The sequence below is a fragment of the Sphingomonas rustica genome (assembly GCF_039652585.1).
GTDB classification, from domain to species: domain Bacteria; phylum Pseudomonadota; class Alphaproteobacteria; order Sphingomonadales; family Sphingomonadaceae; genus Sphingomonas; species Sphingomonas rustica.
Genome location: NZ_JBDIZK010000001.1, coordinates 609018 through 635199, shown reverse-complemented (window position 1 = coordinate 635199; position 26182 = coordinate 609018). Strand labels below are relative to the sequence as shown.

The 26182-nt window shown below is 66.0% G+C and carries 21 protein-coding genes; 15 read left to right on the top strand and 6 right to left on the bottom strand.

Going from position 1 to position 26182, the window contains the following annotated elements:
• Positions 1-15: 15 nt before the first annotated feature.
• Positions 16-1776, top strand: coding sequence for a ParB/RepB/Spo0J family partition protein (locus TPR58_RS02625; RefSeq protein WP_346245038.1), 1761 nt, complete (start codon positions 16-18; stop codon positions 1774-1776).
• A gap of 81 nt (positions 1777-1857) precedes the next feature.
• Here TPR58_RS02625 and TPR58_RS02620 read toward each other — a convergent pair whose 3' ends face one another.
• On the bottom strand, positions 1858-2073 hold the full coding sequence (locus tag TPR58_RS02620) for a hypothetical protein (protein WP_346245037.1): 216 nt from the start codon (positions 2071-2073) through the stop codon (positions 1858-1860).
• A gap of 382 nt (positions 2074-2455) precedes the next feature.
• On the opposite strand from TPR58_RS02620, the gene TPR58_RS02615 reads away from it, so the two are divergent.
• From TPR58_RS02615 to TPR58_RS02570, 10 genes are all read left to right on the top strand, one after another.
• Positions 2456-2755 carry a DUF736 domain-containing protein gene (locus TPR58_RS02615; RefSeq protein WP_110151342.1) on the top strand — a complete coding sequence of 100 codons (300 nt, stop codon included), beginning with the start codon at positions 2456-2458 and terminating at the stop codon, positions 2753-2755.
• A 138-nt stretch (positions 2756-2893) separates the two neighbouring features.
• The gene (locus TPR58_RS02610; protein WP_346245036.1) at positions 2894-3121 is read left to right on the top strand and encodes a DNA-binding protein; all 228 of its coding nucleotides are present in this window, start codon (positions 2894-2896) and stop codon (positions 3119-3121) included.
• A complete protein-coding gene (locus TPR58_RS02605) occupies positions 3118-3696 on the top strand; it encodes a S26 family signal peptidase (protein ID WP_346245035.1) in 579 nt (192 codons plus the stop codon). Before TPR58_RS02610 ends, TPR58_RS02605 begins: the two co-directional genes overlap by 4 nt.
• Positions 3684-4277, top strand: coding sequence for a lytic transglycosylase domain-containing protein (locus TPR58_RS02600; RefSeq protein WP_346245034.1), 594 nt, complete (start codon positions 3684-3686; stop codon positions 4275-4277). Before TPR58_RS02605 ends, TPR58_RS02600 begins: the two co-directional genes overlap by 13 nt.
• Positions 4278-4496: 219 nt before the next feature.
• Complete coding sequence (locus TPR58_RS02595) at positions 4497-4853, top strand: hypothetical protein (RefSeq protein WP_346245033.1); 357 nt, start codon at positions 4497-4499, stop codon at positions 4851-4853.
• A gap of 255 nt (positions 4854-5108) precedes the next feature.
• Positions 5109-7073, top strand: a complete 1965-nt coding sequence (gene rlxS / locus TPR58_RS02590) for a relaxase/mobilization nuclease RlxS (RefSeq protein WP_346245032.1) — start codon at positions 5109-5111, stop codon at positions 7071-7073.
• Between the two features lie 130 nt (positions 7074-7203).
• The gene (locus TPR58_RS02585; RefSeq protein WP_346245031.1) at positions 7204-7587 is read left to right on the top strand and encodes a DUF305 domain-containing protein; all 384 of its coding nucleotides are present in this window, start codon (positions 7204-7206) and stop codon (positions 7585-7587) included.
• Between the two features lies 1 nt (position 7588).
• A complete protein-coding gene (locus tag TPR58_RS02580; RefSeq protein WP_346245030.1) occupies positions 7589-9019 on the top strand; it encodes a YncE family protein in 1431 nt (476 codons plus the stop codon).
• Between the two features lie 7 nt (positions 9020-9026).
• Entirely contained in the window at positions 9027-9545 is a 519-nt protein-coding gene (locus TPR58_RS02575; RefSeq protein ID WP_346245029.1) for an RNA polymerase sigma factor, read from the top strand.
• Positions 9542-10327, top strand: a complete 786-nt coding sequence (locus TPR58_RS02570; protein WP_346245028.1) for an anti-sigma factor family protein — start codon at positions 9542-9544, stop codon at positions 10325-10327. Before TPR58_RS02575 ends, TPR58_RS02570 begins: the two co-directional genes overlap by 4 nt.
• Before the next feature lie 862 nt (positions 10328-11189).
• Here the strand turns inward: TPR58_RS02570 and TPR58_RS02565 are convergent.
• The 3 genes from TPR58_RS02565 to TPR58_RS02555 form a co-directional block, all read right to left on the bottom strand.
• Complete coding sequence (locus TPR58_RS02565) at positions 11190-12143, bottom strand: ribosome-inactivating family protein (RefSeq protein WP_181402037.1); 954 nt, start codon at positions 12141-12143, stop codon at positions 11190-11192.
• A 263-nt stretch (positions 12144-12406) separates the two neighbouring features.
• On the bottom strand, positions 12407-14530 hold the full coding sequence (locus tag TPR58_RS02560; RefSeq protein ID WP_346245027.1) for an Atxe2 family lasso peptide isopeptidase: 2124 nt from the start codon (positions 14528-14530) through the stop codon (positions 12407-12409).
• Positions 14524-17115: a TonB-dependent receptor gene (locus tag TPR58_RS02555; protein WP_346245026.1), complete on the bottom strand. Its 2592-nt coding sequence runs from the start codon at positions 17113-17115 to the stop codon at positions 14524-14526. The genes TPR58_RS02560 and TPR58_RS02555 overlap by 7 nt, the downstream gene beginning before the upstream one ends.
• A gap of 254 nt (positions 17116-17369) precedes the next feature.
• Between TPR58_RS02555 and TPR58_RS02550 the strand changes: the two genes are divergently transcribed.
• Genes TPR58_RS02550 through TPR58_RS02535 form a run of 4 tightly spaced genes read left to right on the top strand, consistent with a single transcriptional unit; the run spans position 17370 to position 23386 of the window.
• Positions 17370-18101, top strand: coding sequence for an ImuA family protein (locus tag TPR58_RS02550; protein ID WP_346245025.1), 732 nt, complete (start codon positions 17370-17372; stop codon positions 18099-18101).
• Positions 18022-19566: a Y-family DNA polymerase gene (locus tag TPR58_RS02545; RefSeq protein WP_346245024.1), complete on the top strand. Its 1545-nt coding sequence runs from the start codon at positions 18022-18024 to the stop codon at positions 19564-19566. The genes TPR58_RS02550 and TPR58_RS02545 overlap by 80 nt, the downstream gene beginning before the upstream one ends.
• Before the next feature lie 14 nt (positions 19567-19580).
• A complete protein-coding gene (locus tag TPR58_RS02540) occupies positions 19581-20012 on the top strand; it encodes a hypothetical protein (RefSeq protein ID WP_346245023.1) in 432 nt (143 codons plus the stop codon).
• A 56-nt stretch (positions 20013-20068) separates the two neighbouring features.
• Complete coding sequence (locus tag TPR58_RS02535; RefSeq protein ID WP_346245022.1) at positions 20069-23386, top strand: error-prone DNA polymerase; 3318 nt, start codon at positions 20069-20071, stop codon at positions 23384-23386.
• 25 nt (positions 23387-23411) lie between these two features.
• Here the strand turns inward: TPR58_RS02535 and xth are convergent, their stop codons facing one another.
• On the bottom strand, positions 23412-24230 hold the full coding sequence (gene xth / locus TPR58_RS02530; RefSeq protein WP_346245021.1) for an exodeoxyribonuclease III: 819 nt from the start codon (positions 24228-24230) through the stop codon (positions 23412-23414).
• Positions 24227-26098, bottom strand: a complete 1872-nt coding sequence (gene ligD / locus TPR58_RS02525) for a DNA ligase D (RefSeq protein WP_346245020.1) — start codon at positions 26096-26098, stop codon at positions 24227-24229. The genes xth and ligD overlap by 4 nt, the downstream gene beginning before the upstream one ends.
• Positions 26099-26182 lie beyond the last annotated feature (84 nt).

The window sequence follows — 26182 nt, the reverse complement described above, 5'->3', positions numbered from 1 at the left end:
CAAGGAGCACGTGTCATGAAACTCCAGTTCATCGAACTCGACAAACTCTATGTCGACCCCGCCAATATGCGTTTCGCCAAGCGGTCGCCGGACGTCTCCGACATCCTCCCGAGCATCCGCAAGCGCGGCATCCTCCAGAGCCTGATCGTTCGTCCCGGCACCGACGACCGGTTCGGCATTCTCGCTGGCGCGCGGCGTTTCCGCGCCGCGCAGATCGTCGCCGCGGAACGGGCCGAGGGCGGCGCCGCCCCCGAGCCCGTCCGCCTGCCCTGCGCGATCCTGGAGGCGGGCGACGATGCCGCCGCCGTCGAGGCGTCGCTGATCGAGAATATGGCGCGCCTCGATCCTGACGAGGTCAGCCGCTGGGAAAGCTTCGTCCGGCTGGTGCGCGAAGGCCGGTCGCCCGAGGAAATCGCCGACACCTTCGCCCTGCCCGTGCTCGCCGTCCGACGCACGCTCGCGCTGGGCAACCTGCTCCCTCGCATCCGCGACCTGTGCCGGCGCGAGAAGATAGACGCCGCGACCGTGCGCCACCTGACCCTCGCAACCAAGGCTCGGCAAAGGGACTGGGTCGCATTGTGGGACGCGCCCGAAGCGCATTGTCCGACCGGCTGGCAGCTGCGCGGCTGGCTGCTCGGCGGGCAGGCGATCGCCGCCCGTCATGCGCTGTTCGATGTCGATGCGGCGGGGCTGGGGATGGTCGCCGACCTGTTCGCCGAGCAGCATTATGTCGCCGATGCCGATGCCTTCTGGCGCTCGCAGAATGCAGCGATCGAGGCGCGGCGCGCCGCCTATCTGGAAGCGGGCTGGAGCGGGGTCGAGATCATCGGTCCGGCCGAGCATTTCCATGGCTGGGAGCATGAGAAGACGCCCAAGCGGAAGGGCGGGCGCGTCTACATCGATGTCCGCGCCGACGGCGAAGTGGTGTTCCACGAAGGCTATCTCTCCGCCAGAGAAGCGCGCCGGATCGCGCGCGGCGAAGCACCCGAAGCAGCACCGGCAAGGCCGGTGCGCCCCGAGGTCAGCGGGCCGCTCCAGGCCTATATCGACCTGCACCGCCATGCGGCGGTGCGCGCTGCCTTGCTCACCCGGCCGGGCGTCGCGCTGCGCCTGATGGTCGCGCACGCCATCGCCGGATCGCCGCTCTGGCGGGTCGAGCCCGAGCCGCAACAGGCCCGGAGCGACGCAGTGCAGGAGTCGCTCGAAACCTGTCGCGGCGAGACGGTCTTCGACGAGAAGCGCCGGAACATGCTGGCGTTGCTCGGCTTCGATCCGGAGGCGCCGACGCTGTGTCGCGGGCATGGCGGACGGGGCGTGGTCGGTGTCTTCCTGACCCTGCTCGACCTGTCCGACGCCGATCTGATGGACGTCGTCGCGGTGCTGATGGGCGAAACACTCGCCGCCGGAAGCGCCGCGGTCGAGGCGGTCGGGTCCGAGCTTGGCGTCCGCATGACAGACTGGTGGGAGGCGGACGATGCCTTTCTGGCGCTGGTCCGTGACAAGGAAGTGCTTGCCCATCTCGTCGCCGATGTGGCCGGCAATACCATCGCCGATGCCAATGCCGGCGAAACCGGCAAGACGATGCGCCGGATCGTCGCCGACCATCTGGCCGGTGCCGGAGGGCGGGCGAAGGTCGAGCGTTGGGTGCCGCGCTGGATGGCTTTCCCGCCCTCGGCCTATACCGCTCGCGGCGGTGTCGGCACGCTCGACGCGCGCGCCGAGGTGGATGCCGCGCTCGCGGCAAGGGCGCCCGAGCCTCAGCCGCTTGCCGCCTGAACCTTCACGGGGCGGCTCTCCGCCGCCCCTTTTCCCGGCTTGGACGGGCCGCACGACTGCGACGCGGTCACGCAGCGCGCCTCAGCGCGCGCCTTTCCCGATCACCAGCCTGGTCGCACCGCACAGCGCACATTCGTCCTTGCGGCGCTCGAATCCGTCCCGTCCGGCGAGCTCGCGGGTCGCGACATTGGCGTGCTGCCGGATGCCCAGGCCGAGCCGCTGCGTGATGCAATCGTCGCACACCGGCTCCGGCGCGAGCCGCTCGATCAGCCTGCGGACCTGTTCCGATATCGTCATGCCATCCCCCGGGGCGGGCCTGATAGCGCGCCGCGCGGCGTCATGCATCCTGGCTGCGGCGAGCCGATCGCATCGACCGAAGCTGCCGATCGCAAGGCTAGAGCCTGTCTCTCCGTGGCTCGCAGCCCCATGCGGCCTCTCCACGATGGCCGACTGGCACCGCGCGGCCTGGGCCAGCAACGGCGTCGCCGGCTTTCTTCCCCGGCTTGGGGAGCTTTGCCCCCCGGCGCCTTCCTCGCGAGGCAAGAAAGTCGGCTTTGGCCGCCCTTCGCTACGCTGCGGCCCGGCTCTTCGAGCCCGGTGCATGCCGGCCGCCTGGCGGTGCCCGGGCGTCGCCATCGAGGCCGCACTGGCGCGGCGTCGGAGCACAAGGAGACGCATCATGGCTACCATCGGCACCTTCACCCGCGACGATTCGGGCGTGTTCACCGGCACCATCCGGACCCTGACCCTCAACGCCAAGGCAAGCATCAAGCCCTCGCCCAAGGATAATGACAAGGCGCCCGACTACCGGATCACGACCGCGCAGGGCGTCGAGTTCGGGGCCGGCTGGACCAAGGTCTCGCGCGAGGACCGGCCCTATGTCTCAGTCAAGCTCGACGACCCCTCGCTGCCCGCGCCGATCTACGCGACGCTGGTCGAAGGCGAGCAGGGCGGCTTCTCGCTGATCTGGTCGCGCTGAGGCCGGGCGCCCCGTGCCGGGCGGCACGGGGCGTCCTCGAGCCGGGGTGTCGGAATCGGCGTCCCCGGTTTTCGACACTCCCGGCCAGGTGTCCCGCCCGTCATCTCAGGTCGCGTCGAGGCAATCGAGGACACGGGCATGGACGGCGACGATATCGACCGGGCGACCAGCGCCAAGCGCGGATCGCCCTTCCTGAATACGGATCAGGCAGCGGCCTATCTCGGCATCTCCAGCCGGTTGCTGAAGGGGCTGCGCATGCGCGGGCTCGGACCGGTCTTCCGGCGACACAGCCGCTTCGTCCACTATCATATCGAGGATCTCGACACGTGGAGCCGCGAGCATAGTGCCCGCGGCACCCGCTCGTGACGGCGCCCCGAGGGCAAGGCGAGGCGCCGCTCCTCGCCCGGGGCGACACACGGCATGCGCACCAGCTGGAACGGCTGCGTCGTCTCCGTCTCGCGATCCTTGGCGGCGCCGCGCTGGTGTTGCTCGCCGCGCCGCCGGTCTATTCCCCGGCGCCGCGACTGGTGTGGAACGCCAGTGCCAGCGCGCCGATCGGGCTCTACTGGGTGTGGCCGGGCGATGCGCCTGCACGCGGCGAGATGGCGATTGCCTGGATCCCTCGGCGCTGGCGCGCACTTGCTGCCGAGCGTCATTATCTCCCCGGCAACGTCCCGCTGGTGAAGCGCGTCGCCGCGGCTGACGGCGATCTTGTCTGTGGCTCGGGACCGAGGGTTTTCGTGAACGGCGTGGCGGTCGCGAACCGTCTGGCGCGCGACCCGAGCGGCCGCGCCCTGCCCTGGTGGCAGGGCTGCCAGCGGCTCGCACGCGGTGACTATCTGCTGCTGATGGACGCACCGGGCTCCTTCGACGGGCGCTATTTCGGGACGAGTCCGGGCCGGGACCTGGTCGGCCGGGCGAGGCTGATATGGCGGCGCTGAGCCTCGCGCTGCTCCTTCTCGCCGGTCCCGTCGAGGTGGACGAGACGTGGCGCTGGTCGGCGCAAATCGACGCTGCAGCCGCGCGCTGCGGCGTGCCGGCCGACTGGATCGCACGGGTGATGCGGTTCGAAAGCGGCGGCCGGACGTCCCTGAACGGGCGCCCGATCCGCAGCCGCAAGGGCGCGATCGGGCTGATGCAATTGATGCCGGCGACCTGGGCAGAGCTGCGACGCGAGCTCGGGCTTGGCGACGACGCCGACCTGCCTGCCGACAACATCATTGCGGGCGCCTGCTATCTGCGGCGGATGTATGACCGGTTCGGTTATCCCGGAGCGTTCGCCGCTTACAATGCCGGGCCCGGACGCTACGCCGCCTGGCGTGCCGGCACGGCGCGGCTGCCCGCCGAGACGGTGACCTATCTGACGCGTGTGACGGGCGCGCCACCGGCCTTGCCGGAGAGCGAGCCCCCCGCGCCGCCACCCCTGTTCCTGGTGCGCCGGGAGGTGCGCGCAACGCCGCTGGAGCCGCCTGCACCGCCTTCGGGATCGACGATATTCGTGCTCCGCCGTGAGGTCCCGTGAGATGGACAGGCAGGGGAGGCTCGTCGTGAAGTCCCAGCATTACGGGCGGCGAAGCGGCCCTCAAGGCCCATGGGTGCCCCCCAATTTGCTACGCAAATCGGTTCCCCCCATGTCCGCTTCGCGGCGCCTGTGCTTCGCCCAGGCGGCCCTGACCGCCGCTCCGCCACCCGTCCCGGAGGCCTTGTCCTCGATGATGGGGACCGCAAGCGGAGACAGGTCATGGTACAGGTTCAATCCCTCTCGGACGCGGCCGATCGCGTGATGGCGGCACTGGTTTCAGGGCTCGAGATCGAGTTCGGGGCGCGCGCAGGCAGGGCACTGGCGACGCGATTCCTCGAGGCCGAGGAGGCCGATTTTCATTGGGACGCACGCCTCGAGGTGCGCTGGCTCGGCTGTTACTTCGGTGGCGGCGGAGTCGATATCGAGCTCGACCGGGTGCGAATTCTCGGCCGGATCGACAGGCGCTGGTTCGTCGCGGTGATGCTTGTCGATGGCGAGGGCAATGCCCAGGCCATGCTCGGCAAGCGCAGCTTCGGGCAAGGGGCGCAGGCCAGGCGGGCGTTCGCGGATGCGTGAAATCCGCCTCGGTCCGGGCCGGGATACGCTGCGATACCGGCAGCGTGTCCCGGCTTTCTTTTTGCGCCGGATGGGGGGCAGGCAGGAGGAACCGGGAAGGCAAGATAAAGGCAGTGTCTCGCGACCCTGGCCAAGTGATTGTCTGCACATCTTTTTTTGGCGAGACCGCCCGCGCCGCACGGGAGACAGGCGCGGTGCGAATGGCCGAAATCTGCCCTTTTCTATGCCGTGGCGCGAGACTCTGGAGAACCGGCGGTGAGCGAGGACGAGTTCACCCCCAAGCTCGGCAGGCCCGGGGCGAAGGACGGCAAGCGCCTCGCCAAATATGGCGGCCGGGTCCTCGCCGCGGCGCGTCTTGCCGGCAGCAAGACGGGTGTGCGCTCGGGGCGGTTCGACGGGAGCCGGATCGGCCGCGGCGCGAGCATCGGCAGGCTGCTCGCGAGCGGGGACCGGTTTGCCGACGCCCGGACGCGCCGCGCGGTGGTCAAGGTGCGGCTGGTGCGCATGGCAGGCAGCGGCTTCGCAGCGGCACGCGCACACCTGCGCTACATCCAGCGCGACGGGGTGACTCGCGACGGCTCGCCGGGCGAGCTCTACGGGCGCGAGCTCGATGCCACCGACGGCAAGGCGTTTCTCGAACGCTGCGCTGGCGACCGCCACCAGTTCCGCTTCATTGTGTCGGCCGAGGACGGCGCCGAATATCCCGACCTCAAGCCCTATGTCCGCAGGCTGATGGCGCAGGCCGAGCACGACCTCGGGACGCGGCTCGACTGGATCGCGGTCGACCATTTCAATACCGACCAGCCGCACACCCATATCATGCTGCGCGGGGTCGACGACCAGGGCCAGAACCTCGTCATCGCGCGCGAGTATATTGCGCACGGGCTTCGCGAGCGCGCGGCCGAACTCGCCACGCTCGATCTTGGCCCGCGCACCGATCGCGAGATCGAGGAGCGGCTGCGCCATGATGTGACCCAGGAAAGGCTCACCGCGATCGACCGCCGGCTGATCCGCCGGATGGACGCCGATCGCGTCACGGGTCCGGCCCATAACGACCCGTTCCAGCAGGCTGTCGCCACCGGGCGATTGCGCAAGCTCGGCGCCATGGGGCTGGCGGAGGATCTCGGCGCTGGACGCTGGCGGCTCGCCGACGGGTTGGAGCAGGCGCTGCGCGACATGGGTGAGCGCGGTGACATCATCCGGCTGATGCAGCGCGAGCTGACGGCCTGCCGGGTCGAACGGGCACAGGCCGACCGGGTCATCGACCGGGAGCTGCGGACGCCGGTGGTGGGATGCGTCCTGCGACGCGGTTTCGCCGACGAGCTTCGCGACCGGCACTATCTCATCATCGATGGGACCGACGGCCGGGCGCATTATCTCGACATCGGCCTTGGTTCTGCGATCGATCCAACACCCCAGGGTTCCATCGTTCGTATCACGCCGCGAACGCTGGCCGTTCGTGAGGTCGACCGGACGATCGCCGCAGTGGCGGCCTCGCAGGGCGGATGCTATTCGGTTGCCCTTCATCTCGAGCATGACCCGCAGACGAGCCGGGCGTTCGCCGAGGCGCATGTCCGCCGCCTCGAGGCGATGCGCCGCAGCGGGTTGGTCGACCGCCAATCGGACGGCAGCTTTCGCATCCCTGACGATCATCTCGAGCGGGTGGCTACCTATGAGGCGCGCCTGCTGCGAGACCGGCCGGTGGTGATCGAGACCCTATCGCCGATCCCCCTTGAGAAGTTGCCCTCAGCCGATGCCGCCACCTGGCTCGACCGCGCCCTGGCCGGAGAGGATTCCGTTTCGGCGCGTGACGCTGGGTTCGGTCGCGAGGTACGGGTCGCGCTCGCCGCGCGGCGTCAGTGGCTGGTCGAACAGGGGTTGGCGGAGATCGGAAGCGACGACCAGGTCCGGCTGAAGCGAGGAATGCTCGCCGCACTTCAGCGGCGAGAGCTTTTGCGTGTCGCGAGCGGATTGAGCGAGGAGCTCGGCAAGGCGTTCGTCGAGGTCGGCCAGGGCGCTAAGATCGAGGGCCGACTGACCAGGAAGGTCGAGCTGGCAGGCGGACGCTATGGATTGGTCGAACGCAGCCGTGATTTTACGCTGGTCCCGTGGCGATCGATACTCGAGCGCGAACTGGGCAAGCCGGTCGCAGGAGTGGCTCGGAGTGAAGGCATCAACTGGCAGCTTGGTCGCAACAGGTCTGGTCCACAGATCTCCTGAGCCTCGCCATTCGGATCGGTCCGGTCGCCCCGCCGTGTCTGGCGTGCTTCGATAAATATTCTTCCGCGCCGGGAATAGTCGGGGCCGGGTGGTGTCCACCCCTGCGACTGCTCTGACGATGGAGGGCGAGATGCGCCGAACCCTGATACTTCCCCTGACCTTTGCGCTGGGCGCCGCGGCGCATGCCGGCGGCGGATCGAGCGATTTCGCCGCGGCGATGGACAGGGCGATGAACCGGATGATGGCCGACATGCATGTCGCGCCGACCGGCGATGTCGACCGCGACTTCGTGACGATGATGATCCCGCATCACCAGGGCGCGATCGACATGTCGGTCGCGGTGCTGAACCATGGCCGCAACCCGCAACTGAAGCGGATCGCGCAGGAGATCATCGTCGAGCAGCAGCAGGAGATTGCGGCGATGCGGCTGGCGATCGGGGATCCGTTGCCGCCTTCCTTGCCCGTGCCGACGCAGCAGGGTGGCGCGACGGGCGCGCATCGGGAGGGACATTGAGATGAAGACGCTCCCGATCGCAGCGGCGATGGCCGCGCTCGCCACGCCGGCATTCGCTCAGCACGGCCCGCAGGCGCCGTGGGGCAGGGACGTGCCGGCCAGCCACCGCGACCGCGTCTATGCCGCCGAGCAATTCTCCAACACCGTTTCGGTCACCGATCCGGTCGACGGCACCCTGTTGGGCGTGATCCGGCTGGGCGATCCGCAGCCAGCCAATTTCAGCCCGCTCTACAAGGGGCAGGTGCTAGTCCACGGGATGGGCTTTTCGCCTGACGGCCGGACGCTGGCGGTGGTGTCGATCGGGTCGAACTCGGTCACCTTCATCGACACCGCGACCAACGCGGTGAAGCACACGACCTATATCGGAAGGTCGCCGCACGAGGCATTCTTCACGCCCGACGGGAAGGAAGTCTGGGTCACGGTGCGCGGCGAGGACTATATCGCGGTGCTGGACCCGGTCACCTATCAGGAGACCGCGCGGCTGAAGACGCCGGGGGGACCGGGAATGACGATCTTCTCGCCCGACGGGAAATACGGTTATGTCTGTTCGTCGTTCAATCCCGAGCTGGTGGTGTTCGACGTCGCCCGCCACGCGATCGTCGGGCGGGTGGCGCAGCCCAGTCCCTTTTGTCCCAACATCGCGGCGACCCCCGACGGGCAACAGGTGTGGTACACGCTGAAGGATGTCGGCAAGACCGTGGTGATCGATGCCAAGCCGCCCTTTGCCACGATGAAGGTGATCGATACCGGCCCGATCACCAACCATGTCAATTTCGCGCGGACCGCGCAGGGGCTGTTCGCCTATGTCACCGTCGGCGGGACGGGCGAGGTGCAGGTGTTCCGCACCGACAGCTTCGCAAAGGTCGCGACGATCCCGGTCGGACGGTTGCCGCACGGGGTGTGGCCGTCGGGGGACGGCAAGACGGTCTTTGTCGGGATGGAGAATGACGATGCGCTGGTCCGGATCGACACCGCCACCAACCAGGTCACGGGGAAGGTGGCGATCGGACAGGCGCCGCAGGCGATCGCCTATGTCGCCGGCGCAGTACCGGCGGGGACGGGTCGCGAGAACCTCCAGCCGCTGGGTGTCGCGGGACAGGCGACCACCTTGGCGCTGGGCGCCGGGGGCAAGGGAGCGACCAGCGTGACGCTGTTCGACCAGGGGCTGATCCAGATCCTGCAGGCGTCGGTCACCGGGCTGGCGCCCGGACAATCCTATCAGCTGGTGCTGACCGATCAGGCGGACGGAACGGGGACGGTCGAGCCGCTGGCCGACTTCAAGACCAATCCGGCGGGATCGGCGATCGTCAATGCGAGCGGGCCGATCCGGCAGGTGGTGCAGGGTCAGGGTGCCACAGCCAGGCACTGGCTGGCGATCCGGGCGGGGACGTCGGCCGCGCCGGGGGCGATCGTGCAGAGGCAGATGCCGTGAGGACCGCATGCGCGACATGATCCTGCTGATCGAGCCGGTCATCCCGCGGCTGCGGCGCTATGCCCGGGTGCTGCTGCGCGATCGGGCGGCGGCGGACGACCTGGTGCAGGATTGTCTGGAGCGAGCGGTGGGACGGTGGCACCAGCGGCGGGGGCAAGGTGATCCGCGAACCTGGATGTTCGCGATCCTCCATAATCTGGCGATGAACCAGCTGCGCCAGCGCGCGCGACGGGGAACTGCGGTGGCGCTGGACGAGGCAAGCGAGGCCGCGCTGGCACGGCCGGCGGAGCAGGAGGCGGGGCTGCACCAGCGCGACATCCTGGCCAGTCTCGACCGGCTGACCGACGAGCAGCGCGCGGTGATCCTGCTCGTGACGATCGAGGAGATGAGTTATGCCGACGCCGCCGAGACGCTGGGCGTTCCGGTCGGGACCGTCATGTCGCGCCTGTCGCGCGCCCGCGCACGGCTGCGCGAGGCACTGAGCGGGGAGGCGGCGCCCGTCATGCATTTGAGGAGCGTGAAATGACCAGCCGTCCGATCGGGGAGGACGACCTGCACGCCTATGTCGACGGCGTGCTGGGCGGGCATCGCCGGGCCGAGGTTGAGGCGGTGCTGAACGCGCAGCCCGAGCTTCGCGCGCGGGTGGCACGGGATATCGAAGCGCGCGATGCGCTGCGCGCCGCGCTGGCCGGGATGGCGGACGAGCCGGTGCCGAGTGAGCTGAGCCTGGCGCATGTGATCGAGCGGCGGGGACGGCGCGACTGGCGGCGCTGGACGCTGCCGATCCAGGGCGCGGCGGCGGCGATGCTGCTGGTCATCGGCGGCGCGGGGGGGTGGATGATGCATGCCAGCCAGCAGCAGCCGACCGTCGGGATTGCGGCGCTCGCCGAGGAAGCGAAGCAGAGCTATGCGGTCTATGCGCCCGATACGGCCCGGCCGGTGGAGATCGCCGCGTCGGATGCGCCGCAGTTCGTGCAATGGGCATCGCGCAGGCTGGACCGGCCGGTCGCGGTGCCAGACCTGTCGGCGGCGGGCTATCGCTTCCTGGGCGGCAGGGTGGTGCCGACCCCGCACGGCGCGGCGGTGATGTTCATGTACGACAATGAAGGCGGCCAGCGGCTGACGCTGTTGTCGCGAAACATGGCGGTCGACAAGGAAGCGCCGATGGCGGTGAATCGCGAGGGTGCGGTGACGACCGTCAGCTGGGCGCGGCGCGGGCTGGGATTCAGCATGGTCGGGACGATCGACGGCGCGGCGCTGCATCCGATCGCGGACGCGGCGCGCGCGCAACTCGACAAGACCATCTAGCCAGGGACCCGCTACGTCGCGTGAATTGTCGACCGTGGTTCGCGGACCTGTACCCCCTGACGCCGAGTTTTGAGTGGCCTCCGACTATGCCAATTTGGATCGCGGGGCTCGCTGGAGCTCCGGTATCCGCGCTCCTCGGACAATACGCAGAACTTCCAACGCCCAGCAGTTCTACATCTGGTTGGCCACGCGACCCACATATGTTCGAAACGCTGTAGACCCCGCGTTCAGGTCCGCCTCACCAGCGACATACTCCAGGTCGTACTCCGAGAGATATATCTTGAAATGAGCATCCCGAGCCTGCGACTGCCACAACTCGCGCTCCGAAGAGGTAAGCTGGCCGTCTATTCGGCAGATGGTCGCGGCGCACGTAGCCTTGAAGCCCGCTCCGAGATTTGGGTACAGCAGCCTGGTTAGAAGACTGTTTAAGCTGTCCTCGGAGACTCTTGCCCATTCAGGGTCACGTCGCTCGGTGGCCATATACCGATCGAGTTCCTCTAAACGGAAATATGGACCTTGATTATCGGCGGGCGTTTTCTCAGCGATGACCGTGGGCGTTGCGTCCGTGGGTGGGAGCGCTCCAAAGTTACGTTCACCTTTCTGCAAGATGACAACGTGGCCGTTGCTCGGTATCGGATCGGACCCGAAAGCAAGAGCAAGCGATGCTAGGCAGGCCGCAGCTGCGGTGGCGCAAAGTGCAACCCTCATAAATTCCCATCACTTTTATTTTGGGCTGCCGAGATGCCCTGCGGATTATCTGCTATCAAAGCGTTCCCGACATTGTGCTAGTGCAATCGCTGAAGGGCATTGCTGACAGCGGCCTTTGTGACCTGAGTTCCAGCATCAGCATTATGGGAAACCGCTATCTCGGAGGTTTGAAGCCTCGTATAATCGCGAGCCGTGCCCTGACGTCGTCAAAGGTATTATAATTTCCCGATCCGGTCAGGAGTGTTCCCCGAGGAGTACCGTTCGCTCTATCTCGGGTCCATGTCGAGATGACGTCCCAATCGTTCTCCAGCGAGATTTGAAGCTGGCCAAGCGGGTGATTATACGCCGTAGATGCGAAGGCTGCCGAGAACTGACCGCGAACGTCATACAAGCGCGCTGATTCGGAAAGCAGGCCGATCATAAACTGTAATGCCGGGCGAGGATTGACGACGCCAGCTCCATGGCTGACTGCGGTCTGCATCGACCGGTCCAGCGATTCAAAATGAGCGCGGAAGCTGGCGTAGGATATCACCTGGGTAGCCCTGCCGGTGGAAGGCGGGAATGCTCCATTCAACGGCGCCGCCAAACTGGCGTAAGATCCCGTCGTGCCCATTTCATAACTGGTATCGAGCGCCCACTGCTGACCGCTCCGCAATAACGCGCTCCTTAGGCCGCTGTCGCGGAACGCTGCCGTTCTGTTTCCATTTCGGCCCTCAGCGCCGGCCACCCTGTCATAAGCCGTGTATCCGAGCACATAAAGGTCGTACGGACGCAGCCATAAAATAACGTACCTGTTATCCGACCTTCTGACGAGGTTCACTCGTATCAAGCCATGATTATTCGTATCTTGGTTTTGGGTTATGAACATGCGGTCATTGTAGTAATGGCCCGAAGCAATACGGATTTGGTTGAGCCCATCCTCGTAACTGCGACGGGTATTATCTGTGATGCTGTCATCAAACGTGATTGTGACGTTTCGAACGGTATTGGGGGCTACATCAGCCTGTGCGGTCGGAGAGAGGCAGAGAGTAGAAACGCCGAAAGTGGCAGCGGCAGCCCTGAATGACAGGCGAGCCGCATTTGCCAAGATGACTGTATGGAGTTTCATGGATCTCTCTCGCGGTTTGCCGCATCGATTGTTATTGAGGCATGTTGGAAAATTTGAAATGAGGCTAAATAAAATTAGAATTTCCGGCAATATATTAAGTATTACGTGTGTAGCTCGGTTGAGCATTCATCGATAAACCCCAGGATGATATTTGCGGCGATGCCCGTCGCTGATATCAAGATGTGCGCGCATCGACCGTGGCGGTGTGGATCCCGCGCCAGTCCTTGCATCTGCCGAACATGTCCCGACCCGGGGGGCTGGCGCTAGCGTACCGCGTCATGCGGGTCGGCCGCGGAAGCGGCTTTTTCAGCCGCGTCGGAAATGGTTTCACGCATCGCGGCCCACCGTGCAACCTCCTCGTCGCGGCCTGTAATCCTGGCCCCGTTCAGCCAGAAGTCGAACCAGTCGATCGAGCGGGTATAGACTGCGAGGCGGTGCGCTGGCTGCCATTTGACGTGATGCTCGTCGGGGAAGACGAACATGTCGATCGGCCGGTCCAGTTCGCGCAGCGCGGTGTAGGTCTGGAGCGCGCTCAGGACTTCATCGTCCGACACCTGGACCAGGATTGGAGCCCGGATCGAACGCGCATTGGGGGAGAAGGCAATCCGGTCCCAGAATGCCTTGGCTGCCGGACTATCGTCCGTGGCCTGCGGATACCCCATATGGTGGAAAAGCCTGGCCGCGCTGGGGCCGACGCGCATTGCCAGGTTGGTGTCCCAGCAGCAGCTGCTCATCGCATAGGCCGCGAAAAGCTTGCTATGGAGCAGCGCAAAGCCGGCGGTCGAGGAGCCGTCGCTCAGGCCGGTGATCCCAATGCGAGCCGGATCGGCAATGCCACGCTCGATCGCGACCTTGACTGCGGTCTCCAATCCTTCGAGCACGCTGCGGCGGTCGGCGAAGTCCTTGAGATTGATCCGGTCGGCCTCGATGAAGTCCGTCGTCGACTCGAATCCGACCTGTCTTGGACGGTCGAAACTCAGCACGGCGAAGCCACGGTTCGCGAACGCTTGGATCGGATAGTCGTCGCCGGTGCCGCCGCGCAGAAAGCCGCGCGAGACATATTGCACCACGACCAGCGGGTAGCGCTTTCCTCGCTGATAGCCGACCGGGAGGACGAGATCGGCGAAGGATTCGATGCCGAAGCTGTTGCGCGAGCGGATTCGCTCGACCTCGCCGAGCCTGAAATTGGCGAATTCCGGGTTCGGGTCGAACAACACTTCGCGATGCCCGCTGACCGGATCCAGGCGTTCGAGCCGGCGTGGTTGGAGGGGCCCCTCGCGCAGGCAGGTCAGCGTGCCGCCCGCGGGCACGCACCCCAGGAACAGGTCGTCCGTGCCGTAGAGCCGGCGCGCATCGCTCAAGCCGGGCTTCCATTCATAGATCGCGGTCGTGGCCTTCGCCCAGCCTTCGCGACGAAAGAAGCGCACCGAGTTGCCTGCCCACCATGGATGGCTTGCGTCCGCGCAGGCTGGCGCGTCGCAGGCGATCGTGCGGCTGCCGGATGTTACCGTTAGCTGGCCTCGCGAGGGGTAGAGGGTGTCGGATGGAATCTTGAGCCACGCACGGTCGCCGGCATCCGATAGGACCTCGGTCCAGCTGCCCTCTCGCATCGACGGTTTATCGAGCAGGGCAGCCTCCTCCAGCGTCGCCTTGCGTACCCTCCGGCTTCCGAGGTCAAGAAAGCTAGCCACCCTCGCGATCGGTGCGGGCGCAAAGGGCCGATAGCTGGCCGAGGGCGCGAACCGATCGTCATAGTGAAAGCCTGAGAGCGCTTCCCGATCGATTTTGGCCTCTGCCTCGCGAAGGCCGGGCCTGGTGGCGTAGACGATGCCGCGCCCATCGTCGGTGAAGCGAAAATCCTCGATATCGTCGAGGCTCGACGTGATTGCTGCGCTCCCGCCGCCGTCCACTCGAGCTTGCCACAGCTGCACAGCGCCCTGATCGCGTCGGCGATACACGATCCACTTCCCGTCGGGTGACCAGCGGGGCGTGATCGGGTCCGTGAAACCGGTCTTGAACCCGGCTTTGCCCCGAAAGTCGTAGCGAACGCGCATGAACGCCCCGCCGCGGTCGATCACGCGAGGCACGGTGCCCGAGCGAAGGTCCACGACCAGCATCGCGAGGCAGAAGCTGTTGGTCGCGGGATCGCCGCGCCTGAGCTGAAAGGCAGCCTGGCTACCATCGGGCGAAACCGAGAACAGGCCCTCGTCCTGCTGGTTGGGGTCGACCGGCCCGATGTCGCGCAGGCGCACAAGATCCTCGGGGAACAGATTGCGAAGCGCCAGATTCGTTCCCGACGGCAGCAGGTCGGCGCAATCTGGAGCGGCGGCCGCCGCCGCCGGCGCCAGGAGCGATGCGGCAACGAGTGCGATGCGCAGGCTTACCACTGCTTCGTTACCGAGACGCTGACGAACCGCCCCACTGGGGACTGGTTGGTCGAATCGAAGGGAATTGCGGAGGCCGCCGAATTCCTGATCGGGTCGGGTTCCTCGTCCAGCAGATTCTGAAGGTTGAGCCGCAACTCGAGATTCGCGAGCGGTCCCCGGTCGATGGCAGGGCGAAACGCTCCGCTCAGGTCGAGGGTGGTGAAGGCGCCGATCGTCTCCGTATCGGGAAACCGGTTGTCGAGCGTGCTGCCGACATAGTTGATCGCCGCCGAGAGCTGGAGGCTGCCGCGCTGCCAGTTTGCCGAGCCATGCGCCCGGAAGTTTGGCGGCGTGAAGATCAGTCCCGCCCGCCCTTCATAGGGCTGGTTGGCGACGGGCTGACGCTTCCCCTCAAGATAGCTCGCCGAGGCGGCCAGCTGCAATTGGCCGCCACCCCGTAGCTCTGTGCTGTAATCGACCGCAAGGTCGACACCGCGCGCCTGCTCGCGCGCTGTGTTGCGCAGGCTTGAGTCGACGATGGCGAACACCTGAGCCGCGTCATAGGCTTGCCCGCTCTGGTTTTGCAGCCCGAGTGGCGCGTCTGCGATGAGCGCCTGCTGCAGGCTGGCACTCGGACCATAGAGGACGAAGTCCGCGGCGACGGGGTTGGTCAACGCCGTGCTGAAGTCGCTGACCCCGCTTGCGATGCGGCCGCGATAGTCGATGTCGAAATAGCTCAGCTCGACGCGGAGCCCGGCTAGGAAGCGCGGCTCGAACTGGATCGAAAGGGTCGAACTCGTCGCCCGCTCTGCGCGCAGGTCGGGGTTGCCGCCCCCGAGGAGCAGCACGGTCGAACCGACGGGAAGCGGCGGGGCCGGCTGCGGCGAGAACTGGTCCTGGCTCAGCAAGATGGCTTCGCGCGGCTGATTGACCTGATTGAGCGTCGGGATCTTGAACGACCGGCCCCAGCTATATTTGAAGACGAGGTCGGGATGAGGCGCGTAAATCAGCCCGAGCTTCGGGGTGGCGACCTCGTCAATGCCCGAATATCGCTCGTAGCGGACCGCGGCGCTGAGGCGCAGGGCATCGATCAGGGGGACGGCATTGGCAGCTCCCACCAACGGCACCGACAACTCGCCATAGCCGAACGCGCTTTCCCGCCGCTCGCTGGCGTCGCGGGTTACGCGGGTTACGCCACCACTGGTCGAGCGAATATTGAAGTCGAGCCTGAACCGACGATAACCCCCGCCGAGCGCGAGGCGGACATCGCCTCCGGGCAGGCGGACGAGCGGACCTTCCGCGCTCGCCTCGAAGTTGGTGAGGCGATTGTCATAGGCCGAGCGCCCGACCTGCACGACGCCACCGACGTAGCGTCGCGCCGTGCTGACGGTATTGCTCTCCCCGCTCGTCATCTCAAACGTCGCTTCCCAGCCGCCACCTGGCCGCAGATGCAGCGACGGGGTAACCGCATAGGAGCGCACGACCGGCAGACTGAGCTGCCCGAAAATCGTGACGGGTGCCGTCGCCGAGAATGCGTTGCCCTTGCGCGATCGCCGGTCTGCGAACTGGGCGTCCACCTCGAACGACGCCCAGCTTGCCAGATCCTGGTGGCCGGTGAGCACGCCGCTCACCTGCCGACTTCCGGTCGCGATCATTTGTGTGGGGTGAAGCCTGCGCGAATAGGATCTGTCATCGGCATAGATCGGCGTGGCCCTGTTATAGTCGATCGCCACCATGAAGCCGCCGTCAGCCCAGCGCTGGCCACCGACGCCCCAATATTGCTGCTGTGCGTTGCCGCCCTGGGTGGAGGTGCCAACACGTGCACTGGTGGACAGCCCATCGAAGTCGCGCCGGAGGATGATGTTGGCGACCCCGCCGACGGCGTCAGAGCCGTAGAGTGCTGATGCCCCATCCGCGATTACCTCGATGCGGTCGAGTGCGGCGATGGGAATGGTCGAGATGTCGACGCCCTGGTTGACTGCGTCGTAAGGAAGGCGGTGACCATTGATGAGCGTCAACGTCGCGTCCGAGCCCAGCCCGCGAAGGTTGAGCGTCGTGGAGTTGTTGAGATTATTATATCCGCCCTGGTCACCGCCCCCCGCGACTCCGGGGTTCTGCCCTCCGGTAAAATTCTGCGGAATGATCCGCGCAACGTTTGCCATATCCGGGAGTCCCTGCTCCTCGATGCCCCGCCTTGTCATCACGATCAGGGGCGAGGGGCTGCCCGCACCACGAATGCGAGTGCCCGTCACGGTTATGGTGGTGGTCGCCTCCGCGGTCGCGGCGGGCCGGGCCCGTACGACCAGCGCTCCAGCTTCCACCTCGACGACCAGTCCGCTGCCGGCGATCGCCAGCCGCACTGCCTGTTCCACCGTGAAGTTGCCCCGCACCGCAGGCGAGCGCATGCCGCGCACGTCATCATCTGCGAAAAGGATTTCGCGGCCGCCCTGGCGGGCCAAGACACGGAGTGTTGCAGCCAAGTCCTGCGCCGGCACCGCGAACGCAATCGGCGCTTCCTGCGCCTGGGCCGGCTGGGTGACCATGCCGGCTGGGAAAGCGCTGGCGGCCAGCAGCGCGGCGCACAGCGCTTTTTTCGAGATCGTCATCCTACCCTCCCATCGCCGGTTGCTCCGGCCTCGAGAGGGTTGACGCGGCACATCGCGAACTACGGGGCGTCGTGCAAAAATAATTCTTACGCAAGCGGTGTGGCCCGACATCCGCGGATTTCTGGCCTTGCGGTGGTTTGGCTGCTCGACCCGAAGGTCGCACCCCCTTGCGGGAGGCAGCGGGCATCTTGACGACGCGATGTATCACGGAACAAAAGACGAACGAATCATAGTGCTCCCGAGTATTCGACCCCATGAGGCCGCCTGGTGCCATTGCTGACCTGCGTTCCCGCATTGCCGCCATCGAGGGGGTCGGACGAGCGCGTGAGGCTGTGCCATTCGGTATCCCGGCGATCGACCGGTGGCTGCCGGGCGGCGGCTTGGTGGCGGGCGCGCTGCATGAGGTTATGGGCAGCTCCGAGCTTTGCGATGACGCGGCGGCCACGGTTTTTCTCGCCGGTATCCTCGCGCGGATCGACGGGCCGGTATTCTGGTGCCTCAGGTGGCGCGACCTGTTCGCCCCGGCACTGGACCTGGCGGGGCTGCACCCCGATCGGGTGATTCATGTCGAGGCAGGGAGCGACACCAATGTCCTGCTCGCAATGGAGGAATGCCTGCGCCACCCGGGCCTGGCCGGGGTCGTCGGCGAAGTCGCCAAGCTGTCGACCACCGCCTCGAAGCGGCTCCAGCTCGCAGCCGAGGCCTCGGGCAGCACCGCTTTCGTGTTTCGTCGTGCGGCGCGCATCGGGGATCAGACGGAAGGGACTGCTGCTGTCACCCGCTGGCGTGTGCTGGCCGCCCCCAGCAAGCCACTCGGCATCCCAAGCCTGGGCCGTCCGCGCTGGGAGGTACAGCTCGAGCGTAATCGTGGCGGCGTCCCAAAATCCTGGATCGTGGAGGCCTGTGATGCGCAGGGTCGTCTCGCTCTTCCTTCCCAGCTGGCCGACCGACCGGCTGCGACGGAGGGGCGGCGCTTCGCGAGCTGAGGATGTTCCGGCTCCCGACCAGCCGCTCGTTACCGCTCGTCCGGATCATGGCCGCAAGATCCTGGCTGCGGTGAATGGGCCGGCGCGCGCACTCGGACTTGTCCCCGGCATGACCCTCACCAAGGCGCGCAGTCTCGCGCCGAGGCTGACCGTGGTCGACGCCGATCCCGAGGCTGATCTCGCCGCGCTCAGGCGTCTCGCTCTTTGGTGTGGTCGCTATTCGCCGTTCGTCGCACCCGATCCGCCGAGCGGTGTCTGGATCGACGTGACCGGTTGTGCGCAGCTGTTCGGCAGCGAGCCGGCGCTGCTCAAGGACCTGCATCGTCGCATTGCCCGCGCCGGCTACGCCCTCCAGATCGCGGCTGCCGACACGCCGGGCTGTGCGCATGCAGTCGCGCGGCACGTCCCTGCAGGCCGGCCGGTCACGATTCAATCCGGCGATCAGCGCAAGGCGATGGCGTTGCTGCCCATCGCAGCGCTCCGGCTCGAACCCGAGACCGTCGAAGGGCTAAGGAAACTGGGCTTCGAGCGGATCGAGCAGCTGATCGAGACGCCGCGCGGGCCGCTTGCGCGCCGCTTCGGGCGCCTCCTCCACCAGCGTCTCGACCAGGCACTGGGCTATGCGCCCGAGGCGATCGAGCCGCTGCTCCCGCCTCGCGCCCCGCATTGCCGGCGCGACCTGGTCGAGCCGATCGCGACACCAGAGGCTTTCGCCATGGTTATACGCGACTTGGTTGCCGACCTCGGTGCGCAGCTGGTGCAATTGGGTCATGGTGCGCGCCGGCTGGATTGCTATTTCCACCGCGTCGACGGCCAGGCGCGAGCGATCCGCATCGGCACGGCGACGCCCAGCCGCGACACCGCGCACCTTGCCAAGCTTCTGATCGCCCGGATCGAGCAGGTCGAGCCGGGTCTTGGCGTGGAGGGGATGACCCTCATCGCGCCGCTCACCGAACCGCTCGCCTCCAGCCAGAATGACCTCGCCCGGGCCGGCGAACGCAAACCAGATCTGGGCGGATTGATCGACGCGCTCGCCAACCGGTTCGGGCAGGCCAGCCTGCACCGCGCCGCACCGCGACCCGGTATGCCGGAGCGTTCAGTGGCAATGGTGCCGGCGCTGACTCAGGCCATCCGCCGCCGCTGGGCTGACGATCTCCCGCGCCCTGGTCGCCTCCTTGACCCGCCACAGGAGATCCAAGTGACCGCGATGCTCCCCGATCATCCGCCCGCGATGTTCGTGTGGCGCCGCAAACGCTTTCGCGTGACCCAGGCGGATGGACCCGAGCGCCTGCACGGCGAATGGTGGCGCGAGGCCGGACACGAGGCGCGCACGCCCTATGCGGTACGCGACTATTTCCAGGTCGAGGTGGAGGGCGGGGGGCGATACTGGCTGTTTCGCCTGGGTGACGGCGAGCGCAGTGCCAGCGGGCGGATGCGATGGTTCATCCACGGAGCCTTTGCCTAAGCAGGAAACTCGCGATGGCCACTCCAGTAAGTTCCTGTTATGTTCCATTTCCGCGATTCGGAGAACCTGCGATGTCCATCACTCTAACCCCCTCCGCAGACGCCGCAATCCTGCGGGTCACCGGTGAGATCGAATCCAGGCTCACGATACCTGCCGACCCTTCGTTCGAATTCGGGGGCGAAAGCTACCTGCATGCCTATTATATCGCGCTTTCGGACGGGTCGCTGATCAAGGCGGTGCGCGACCATGACCCGGACTGGGAAGTGATCATCGAGGGGGCCGCAACGATCGAACCCGGTCCCGACGGCAAGACGCTCATCGTCCATTGGGGGATTGAGTGGATTACGCTCGCAACCAACTGCAACGCCAGCGCGGTTGCGCAGAAGTCGACCCGCAACCTGCCATTGTTTCATCCCGAGCTAGGGAACTTCAACGCGATCGGCTGAAGTTGATTGCTTTCGCACCGGCAGACGCGAACCTCTGACCCAACGGGCCAGAACCGATGGCTGAACATTCCCCGACCTATGCCGAGCTGCAGGTCACCACGCATTTCAGCTTCCTGCGAGGCGCCTCGTCGCCCGAGGAACTGCTTGCAGCGGCCGCGGTGCTCGGATTGCCTGCGCTCGGAATTGTCGACCGCAACTCGGTGGCGGGCATCGTCCGGGCCTGGGACGCGCAAAAGGCAACGGGTGTCCGCGCGATCGCAGGCTGCCGGCTCGATCTTTCCGACGGTACCGCGTTGCTCGTCTATCCCACCGACCGCGCTGCCTATGGCCGGCTCTGCCGGCTGCTCTCCGCCGGCAAGGCGCGCGCGGGCAAGGGCGCGTGCCATATCGACTGGAGTGACGTCGAGGAATGGAATGACGGGCTGATCGGCGTGCTGGTGCCGGACCGGGCCGATGCTGTTGCTGAAGCCGCGCTTGCCCGAACCGGGCGAATATTCGCTGATCGCTCCTATCTCGCTTTGTCGCTGCGCCGGCGCCCGCGCGACGCCGTCCGCTTGCGCGACTTGGCGGAGATGGCGGCCAAAGCGCGGGTCGCGACCGTCGCGACCGGAGACGTGCTCTACCATTCTCCCGACCGCAGGCTGTTGCAGGACGTCGTCACCTGCATCCGTGAGAAATGCACGATCGACGAACTTGGTGAGCGCCGCGAGTGCGTTGCCGATCGCCACCTGAAGCCGGCAGCCGAGATGGAACGATTGTTCCGGCGCAATCTCGGGGATACCGGCCCGGTCGGGCGTAGCCTCGAGATCGCAGAGCGCTGCAGCTTCGACCTCGAGCAGCTCCGGTACCAATATCCCGACGAGGTCGGCGTGGCCGGCCGCACGCCGCAGCAGGAGCTCGAGCGGCTGACCTGGGAGAAGGCGCCGCAGCGCTATCCCGACGGAGTGACATCGAAGGTCCGCGGCCAGCTCGAGCACGAACTCCGCCTCATCTCAAAGCTGGATTATGCGCCCTATTTCCTGACCGTTCATTCCATCGTGAATTTCGCCCGCTCAAGGGACATTCTCTGCCAGGGCCGCGGCTCGGCGGCCAACTCAGCCGTATGTTACGTCCTCGGCGTCACCTCGATCGACCCGGTTCGCTCCGAACTGCTGTTCGAACGCTTCGTCTCGGCGGAGCGCCGCGAGCCGCCCGATATCGACGTCGATTTCGAGCACGAGCGCCGCGAGGAAGTGATCCAGTGGATCTACGAGACCTATGGTCGCACGCGCAGCGCGCTCACCGCCGTAGTCACCCGTTACCGGGCGCGCGGCGCGGTGCGCGAGGTCGGCAAGGCGCTGGGCTTGAGCGAAGACCTGACGGCGGGCCTGTCCAGCCAGGTCTGGGGCTGGAGCCGCGACGGTGTGGAGGAAAGGCACGCCGAGGAACTGAACCTGGATATGGCCGACCGCCGGCTCGCGCTGACCCTCGACCTTGCCCGCCAGCTGATCAACACGCCTCGCCATTTGTCGCAACATCCCGGTGGTTTCGTGCTGACCCGCGACCGGCTTGACGAGCTGGTCCCGATCGAGCCGGCCGCGATGGATGATCGTCAGGTCATCGAATGGGACAAGGACGATATCGACGCACTGGGTTTCATGAAGGTCGATGTGCTCGCGCTGGGGATGCTCAGCTGCATGCGCCGCGCGTTCGAGTTTCTCGAGGCCGATAAGGGGCTCATGCTGGATCTCGCGACGATCCCGGCCGAGGACCCCGCCACCTATGCGATGATCCGCAAGGCCGACACGCTCGGCGTCTTTCAGATCGAAAGCCGCGCCCAGATGGCGATGCTTCCCAGGATCAAGCCGCGAACCTTCTACGACTTGGTGATCGAAGTCGCGATCGTTCGACCAGGGCCGATTCAGGGTGATATGGTCCACCCCTATTTGCGCCGGCGCGAGGGAAAGGAGCCGGTCACCTATCCCAAGGAAGAACTGCGCCGCGTGCTCGAGAAGACGCTCGGGGTGCCGCTCTTTCAGGAGCAGGCGATGCGCGTCGCGATCGAATGCGCGGGGTTCACCGCGTCCGAGGCAGACCTGTTGCGCCGCGCCATGGCGACTTTCAAGCTCACCGGCGGAGTCAGCCATTTCCGCGACAAGCTCATCGGCGGCATGGTCGCGCGAGGCTATGACCACGACTTTGCGGAGAAGACCTTCAAGCAGATCGAGGGCTTTGGCAGCTACGGCTTTCCCGAGAGCCACGCCGCGAGCTTCGCACTCATCGCCTATGCGTCGAGCTGGATGAAGTGCCATCACCCCGATGCCTTTTGCGCCGCGCTGCTCAATGCCCAGCCGATGGGTTTCTATGCCCCAGCCCAGATCGTCCGCGACGCGCGCGAGCACGGCGTCGAGGTTCGCCCCATCGACGTCAATCATAGCCGCTGGGACTGCACGCTCGAGAATGCCTCCGGTCAATACAGGGCCGTGCGCCTGGGTCTGCGGATGGTCCGCGACCTTTCAAACGCCGATGGCGCAGCGATCGTCGGCGCCCGTGGTGACCGGCCGTATCGCAGTGTCGAGGAAATCCAACGCCGGGCCGAGGTGGGCGCGGGTGCGCTCAACCGGCTTGGCGAGGCGGATGGGTTCGGCTCGCTCGAACAGACCCGCCGCACCGGACTCTGGCAGGTGAAGGGCCTGGCGGATGCGGCGTTGCCGCTGTTCGCTGCGGCCGATCGGAGGGACCAAGCGTGGCGTGACGAGGCGGTCGAGCCGGAGGTGACGCTGACGCCAATGGGCGAGGGTCAGGAAGTGGTCGAAGACTATCGTGCCACCTCGCTGTCGCTGCGCGCGCATCCGATCGCCTTCCTTCGCGACGAGCTTGCTGCCCGCAAGATCCTGCCTTGCTCGGCAACGCGAACGATGAAGGACGGGCGCTGGATCAACCTGGCCGGCCTCGTGCTGGTCCGTCAGAAGCCCGGCTCGGCAAAGGGCGTCATGTTCATCACGATCGAGGACGAGACCGATATCGCCAATCTCGTAGTGTGGACCAGCATCTTCGAGAAGTACCGTCGCGTCGTTATCGGCGCATCGATGCTGGGCCTGCGTGGCAAGGTGCAGCGGGAAGGGGAGGTCATTCACGTCATCGTCGACCGCCTAGACGATCTGTCGCCGATGCTTGCTAGCGTCGGCACGCGGCAGGATGTTGCCGACGTCTATCGTATGTCCCGCGCCGATGTCGTCAAGCACGGTCAGGGCCCGGACCCGCGCGATCCTGCCGAGCGAGCCCTGGGCAAGGCGGCGCGCGATATTTACATCCCCGATCTCCGGCTGGGCTCGGGCATCATTCCCGGGCAGCAGACCGAGGGAATCAAGATAAAACCGCGGGATTTCCGATAAGTCGGAGACTATTCGCGGCCTCGTGTCACCCGGGCTGCTTTGTCGGACGCGCGGCACGTTTTCGCTTCGGCTTGTCGCCGAGCTCAACCCAGACCGGCGCGTGATCGCTGGTCTTCTCCCAGCCTCGCACGTGGCGGTCGACCTGCGCATCCACCAGACGGTCGGCAAGCGTCGGGCTGAGCAGCAGATGGTCGATCCGCAGCCCCGCATCGCGGCGATAGGCATTCCGGAAATAGTCCCAGAAGGTGTAGATGGTCTCATCGGGATGCATCGCGCGGAGCGCATCGGTCCATCCCTGGTCGGTCAGGCGGGAGAATGCGGCACGTACCTCAGGGGCGAACAGCGCATCGTCCAGCCAGCGTTCGGGCTTATAGACGTCGCGTTCGGTCGGCATGACGTTGAAATCGCCGGCAAGCATCACCGGGACGCCGGACTCCAGCAATTCCGCGGCATGCTCGATGAGCTTGTCGAACCAGCGCAGCTTATACTCGAATTTGGGCCCGGGGCGGGGATTGCCATTCGGCAGATACAGGCCGCCGATCAGCACCCCGTTGACTGCCGCCTCGATGTAGCGGCTCTGGCTCGCGTCCGGGTCCCCCGGCAGGCCCCGGCGCGTTTCGTGGATCTCGCCCACCCGGCTGAGCATGGCGACGCCGTTCCAGCTCTTTTGCCCGTGCCAGATCACATCATAGCCGAGATCGCGGATCGCCTTTTCCGGGAATTTCTCCTGCGGAGCCTTTAGTTCTTGGAGGCAGACCACGTCCGGCCGCGCTTCAGCTAGCCAGCGCAGCAAGACCGGCAGCCGGCCATTGACGCCGTTCACATTGTAGGTCGCGATCTTCACAGGTCGGGCAGGACCTGATCGGCGCGTCCCCAGCCGGACAGCGCCCTGGAGGCAGCTCGCTTCACCAGCTCGGCAGCATCGCTGATATGGAAATGCGACGGCTTGTCGATCGTCTCCATTTCCTTCCATGTGATCGGTGCTGCCACCGGCGCCTCGGGCCGCGCACGAACGGCGTAAGGCATTACCGCCGTCGCGCCGCGCTGGTTGCGCAGATAGTCCACGAAGATCCGGCCCTTGCGCTGGGCCTTGGGCAGGGCGGCGGTGAAGTTGTCCGGATCGCTCTGCGCGACCGCCTGGGCAAGCCGGTGGGCGAAATCCTTTACCTCAGGCCATTCCGCCCTGGGCACGAGCGGGGCGATCACATGGATGCCTTTCCCGCCGGTCGCCATCGGGAATGTTTCGAGTCCGATTGATTTGAGAATGTCCCGGAAATGAAAGGCGGCCTTGCGAACCGCTTCGAAGTCCAGGCCCTCGTCCGGGTCTAGATCGAATACGAGTCGGTCCGCCTTCTCGACATCCTCGATGCGCGCACCCCAGCCATGAAACTCGATCGTTCCCATCTGCACGCAGGTCAGCAGGCCGTCCGCACTGTCGACGAACAGATAGGGCTCCTCATGTCCGTCCTTCTCGAGGATCCCGACATGCTTGACTGCGTCGCCAAAGCTACCAGCGTCATGCTTCTGGAAGAAGCACTTCTTGGCACGCCCCTGCGGACAGCGCACCAGGCTGATCGGCCGGCTTCCGCACCAGGGCAACATAATAGACGCGACGGCGGCGTAATAGTCGGCAAGCTCCCCCTTGGTGATGCTCGATTCCGGGTAGATCACGCGGTCGCGGTTGCTGATCGTGACGCTGGTCGCATCCGGTTCCGTCGCGGATGCGATCGGCGCCTCGATCTCAAGCACCACTGCTTCCGGTTTCTTGTCCTCGCGAAGCCCAAGGTAACTCGGGTGTCGCAGCGTCCCCTCGTTAGTCATCTCGGTGTAGGCGATCTCGGCGACGAGCCTGGGTTTCAGCCAGTGCGCGCCGCGCACCTCGGCGCGGGGCGCCTTCACCGTCGCCTCCTTCTGCTCGAGCGGCGCCATGATCTCCATCAGCCGCAGCAGTTCGCCGGTGTTGAAGCCGGTCCCGACCTTGCCGGCGTAGCGCAGCACGCCACCCTCATGAATACCAAGAATCAGCGATCGGAACGTCCGTGACTTGTCCGACGGCGTCCAGCCGACGATCACGAACTCCTGGCGCTTGATGCACTTGGTCTTGACCCAGGTGCCGCTACGCGAGCCGACATATTTCGCTGTCGCAAGCTTGGAGATGACGCCTTCGAGATCGGCGCTGCAGAAGCTCGCCAGCAGCTTCTCGCCATTGCCGCGGATATGTTCGGAATAGCGTAGATGCGGGTCGCCCTCGGGCAAGATCGCACGCAGCCTCTCCTTCCGCTCAAGGAGGGGCAGTCTCGTCAGATCCTCCCCGTTCAGCTCAAGCAGGTCGAAGGCGAAATAGTCGATCGTACCAGGCGCTCCCTTCAGCGCGCCCTGCAATGCCTGGAAGCTCGAACGGCCATCGGCATCGAGCACAACTGCCTCGCCATCGATCAGTGCCGACCGCACGTTGAGCCTGCCAGCCTGCTCGAGGATCGCGGGGTACCGATCCGACCAGTCCAGTCCGGACCGCGTATAGGCGCGGGCAGCGCCACCACCGATCGCGACCAGCGTACGGTACCCGTCATATTTCATCTCGTGTAGCCAGCGGTCGCCGGCTGGAACCGCGTCGACCAGTTGCGCAAGCTGTACCGGACGGAAGGGCGGTACTGCCGCCTCGTCCAGTTTGGCCGAAGCCGCGCGCCGCGAGGGAGAGGCTGACGATCTCATCTGCGCTAGACTCGACTCAGCGACGGTTCGTTCCATCGCCAGTTAACCTTCCGGAAACTCTCGCAAATCGACCGCGTTGAGCGT

Bases quoted from the DNA above. Each gene is read 5' to 3' on its own strand.
- TPR58_RS02625 (WP_346245038.1), top strand. From the start codon at position 16: ATGAAACTCCAGTTCATCGAACTCGACAAACTCTATGTCGACCCCGCC.
- TPR58_RS02620 (WP_346245037.1), bottom strand. From the start codon at position 2,073: ATGACGATATCGGAACAGGTCCGCAGGCTGATCGAGCGGCTCGCGCCG.
- TPR58_RS02615 (WP_110151342.1), top strand. From the start codon at position 2,456: ATGGCTACCATCGGCACCTTCACCCGCGACGATTCGGGCGTGTTCACC.
- TPR58_RS02610 (WP_346245036.1), top strand. From the start codon at position 2,894: ATGGACGGCGACGATATCGACCGGGCGACCAGCGCCAAGCGCGGATCG.
- TPR58_RS02600 (WP_346245034.1), top strand. From the start codon at position 3,684: ATGGCGGCGCTGAGCCTCGCGCTGCTCCTTCTCGCCGGTCCCGTCGAG.
- TPR58_RS02595 (WP_346245033.1), top strand. From the start codon at position 4,497: ATGGTACAGGTTCAATCCCTCTCGGACGCGGCCGATCGCGTGATGGCG.
- TPR58_RS02585 (WP_346245031.1), top strand. From the start codon at position 7,204: ATGCGCCGAACCCTGATACTTCCCCTGACCTTTGCGCTGGGCGCCGCG.
- TPR58_RS02580 (WP_346245030.1), top strand. From the start codon at position 7,589: ATGAAGACGCTCCCGATCGCAGCGGCGATGGCCGCGCTCGCCACGCCG.
- TPR58_RS02575 (WP_346245029.1), top strand. From the start codon at position 9,027: ATGCGCGACATGATCCTGCTGATCGAGCCGGTCATCCCGCGGCTGCGG.
- TPR58_RS02570 (WP_346245028.1), top strand. From the start codon at position 9,542: ATGACCAGCCGTCCGATCGGGGAGGACGACCTGCACGCCTATGTCGAC.
- TPR58_RS02565 (WP_181402037.1), bottom strand. From the start codon at position 12,143: ATGAAACTCCATACAGTCATCTTGGCAAATGCGGCTCGCCTGTCATTC.
- TPR58_RS02555 (WP_346245026.1), bottom strand. From the start codon at position 17,115: ATGACGATCTCGAAAAAAGCGCTGTGCGCCGCGCTGCTGGCCGCCAGC.
- TPR58_RS02550 (WP_346245025.1), top strand. From the start codon at position 17,370: ATGAGGCCGCCTGGTGCCATTGCTGACCTGCGTTCCCGCATTGCCGCC.
- TPR58_RS02545 (WP_346245024.1), top strand. From the start codon at position 18,022: ATGCGCAGGGTCGTCTCGCTCTTCCTTCCCAGCTGGCCGACCGACCGG.
- TPR58_RS02540 (WP_346245023.1), top strand. From the start codon at position 19,581: ATGGCCACTCCAGTAAGTTCCTGTTATGTTCCATTTCCGCGATTCGGA.
- TPR58_RS02535 (WP_346245022.1), top strand. From the start codon at position 20,069: ATGGCTGAACATTCCCCGACCTATGCCGAGCTGCAGGTCACCACGCAT.
- ligD (WP_346245020.1), bottom strand. From the start codon at position 26,098: ATGAGATCGTCAGCCTCTCCCTCGCGGCGCGCGGCTTCGGCCAAACTG.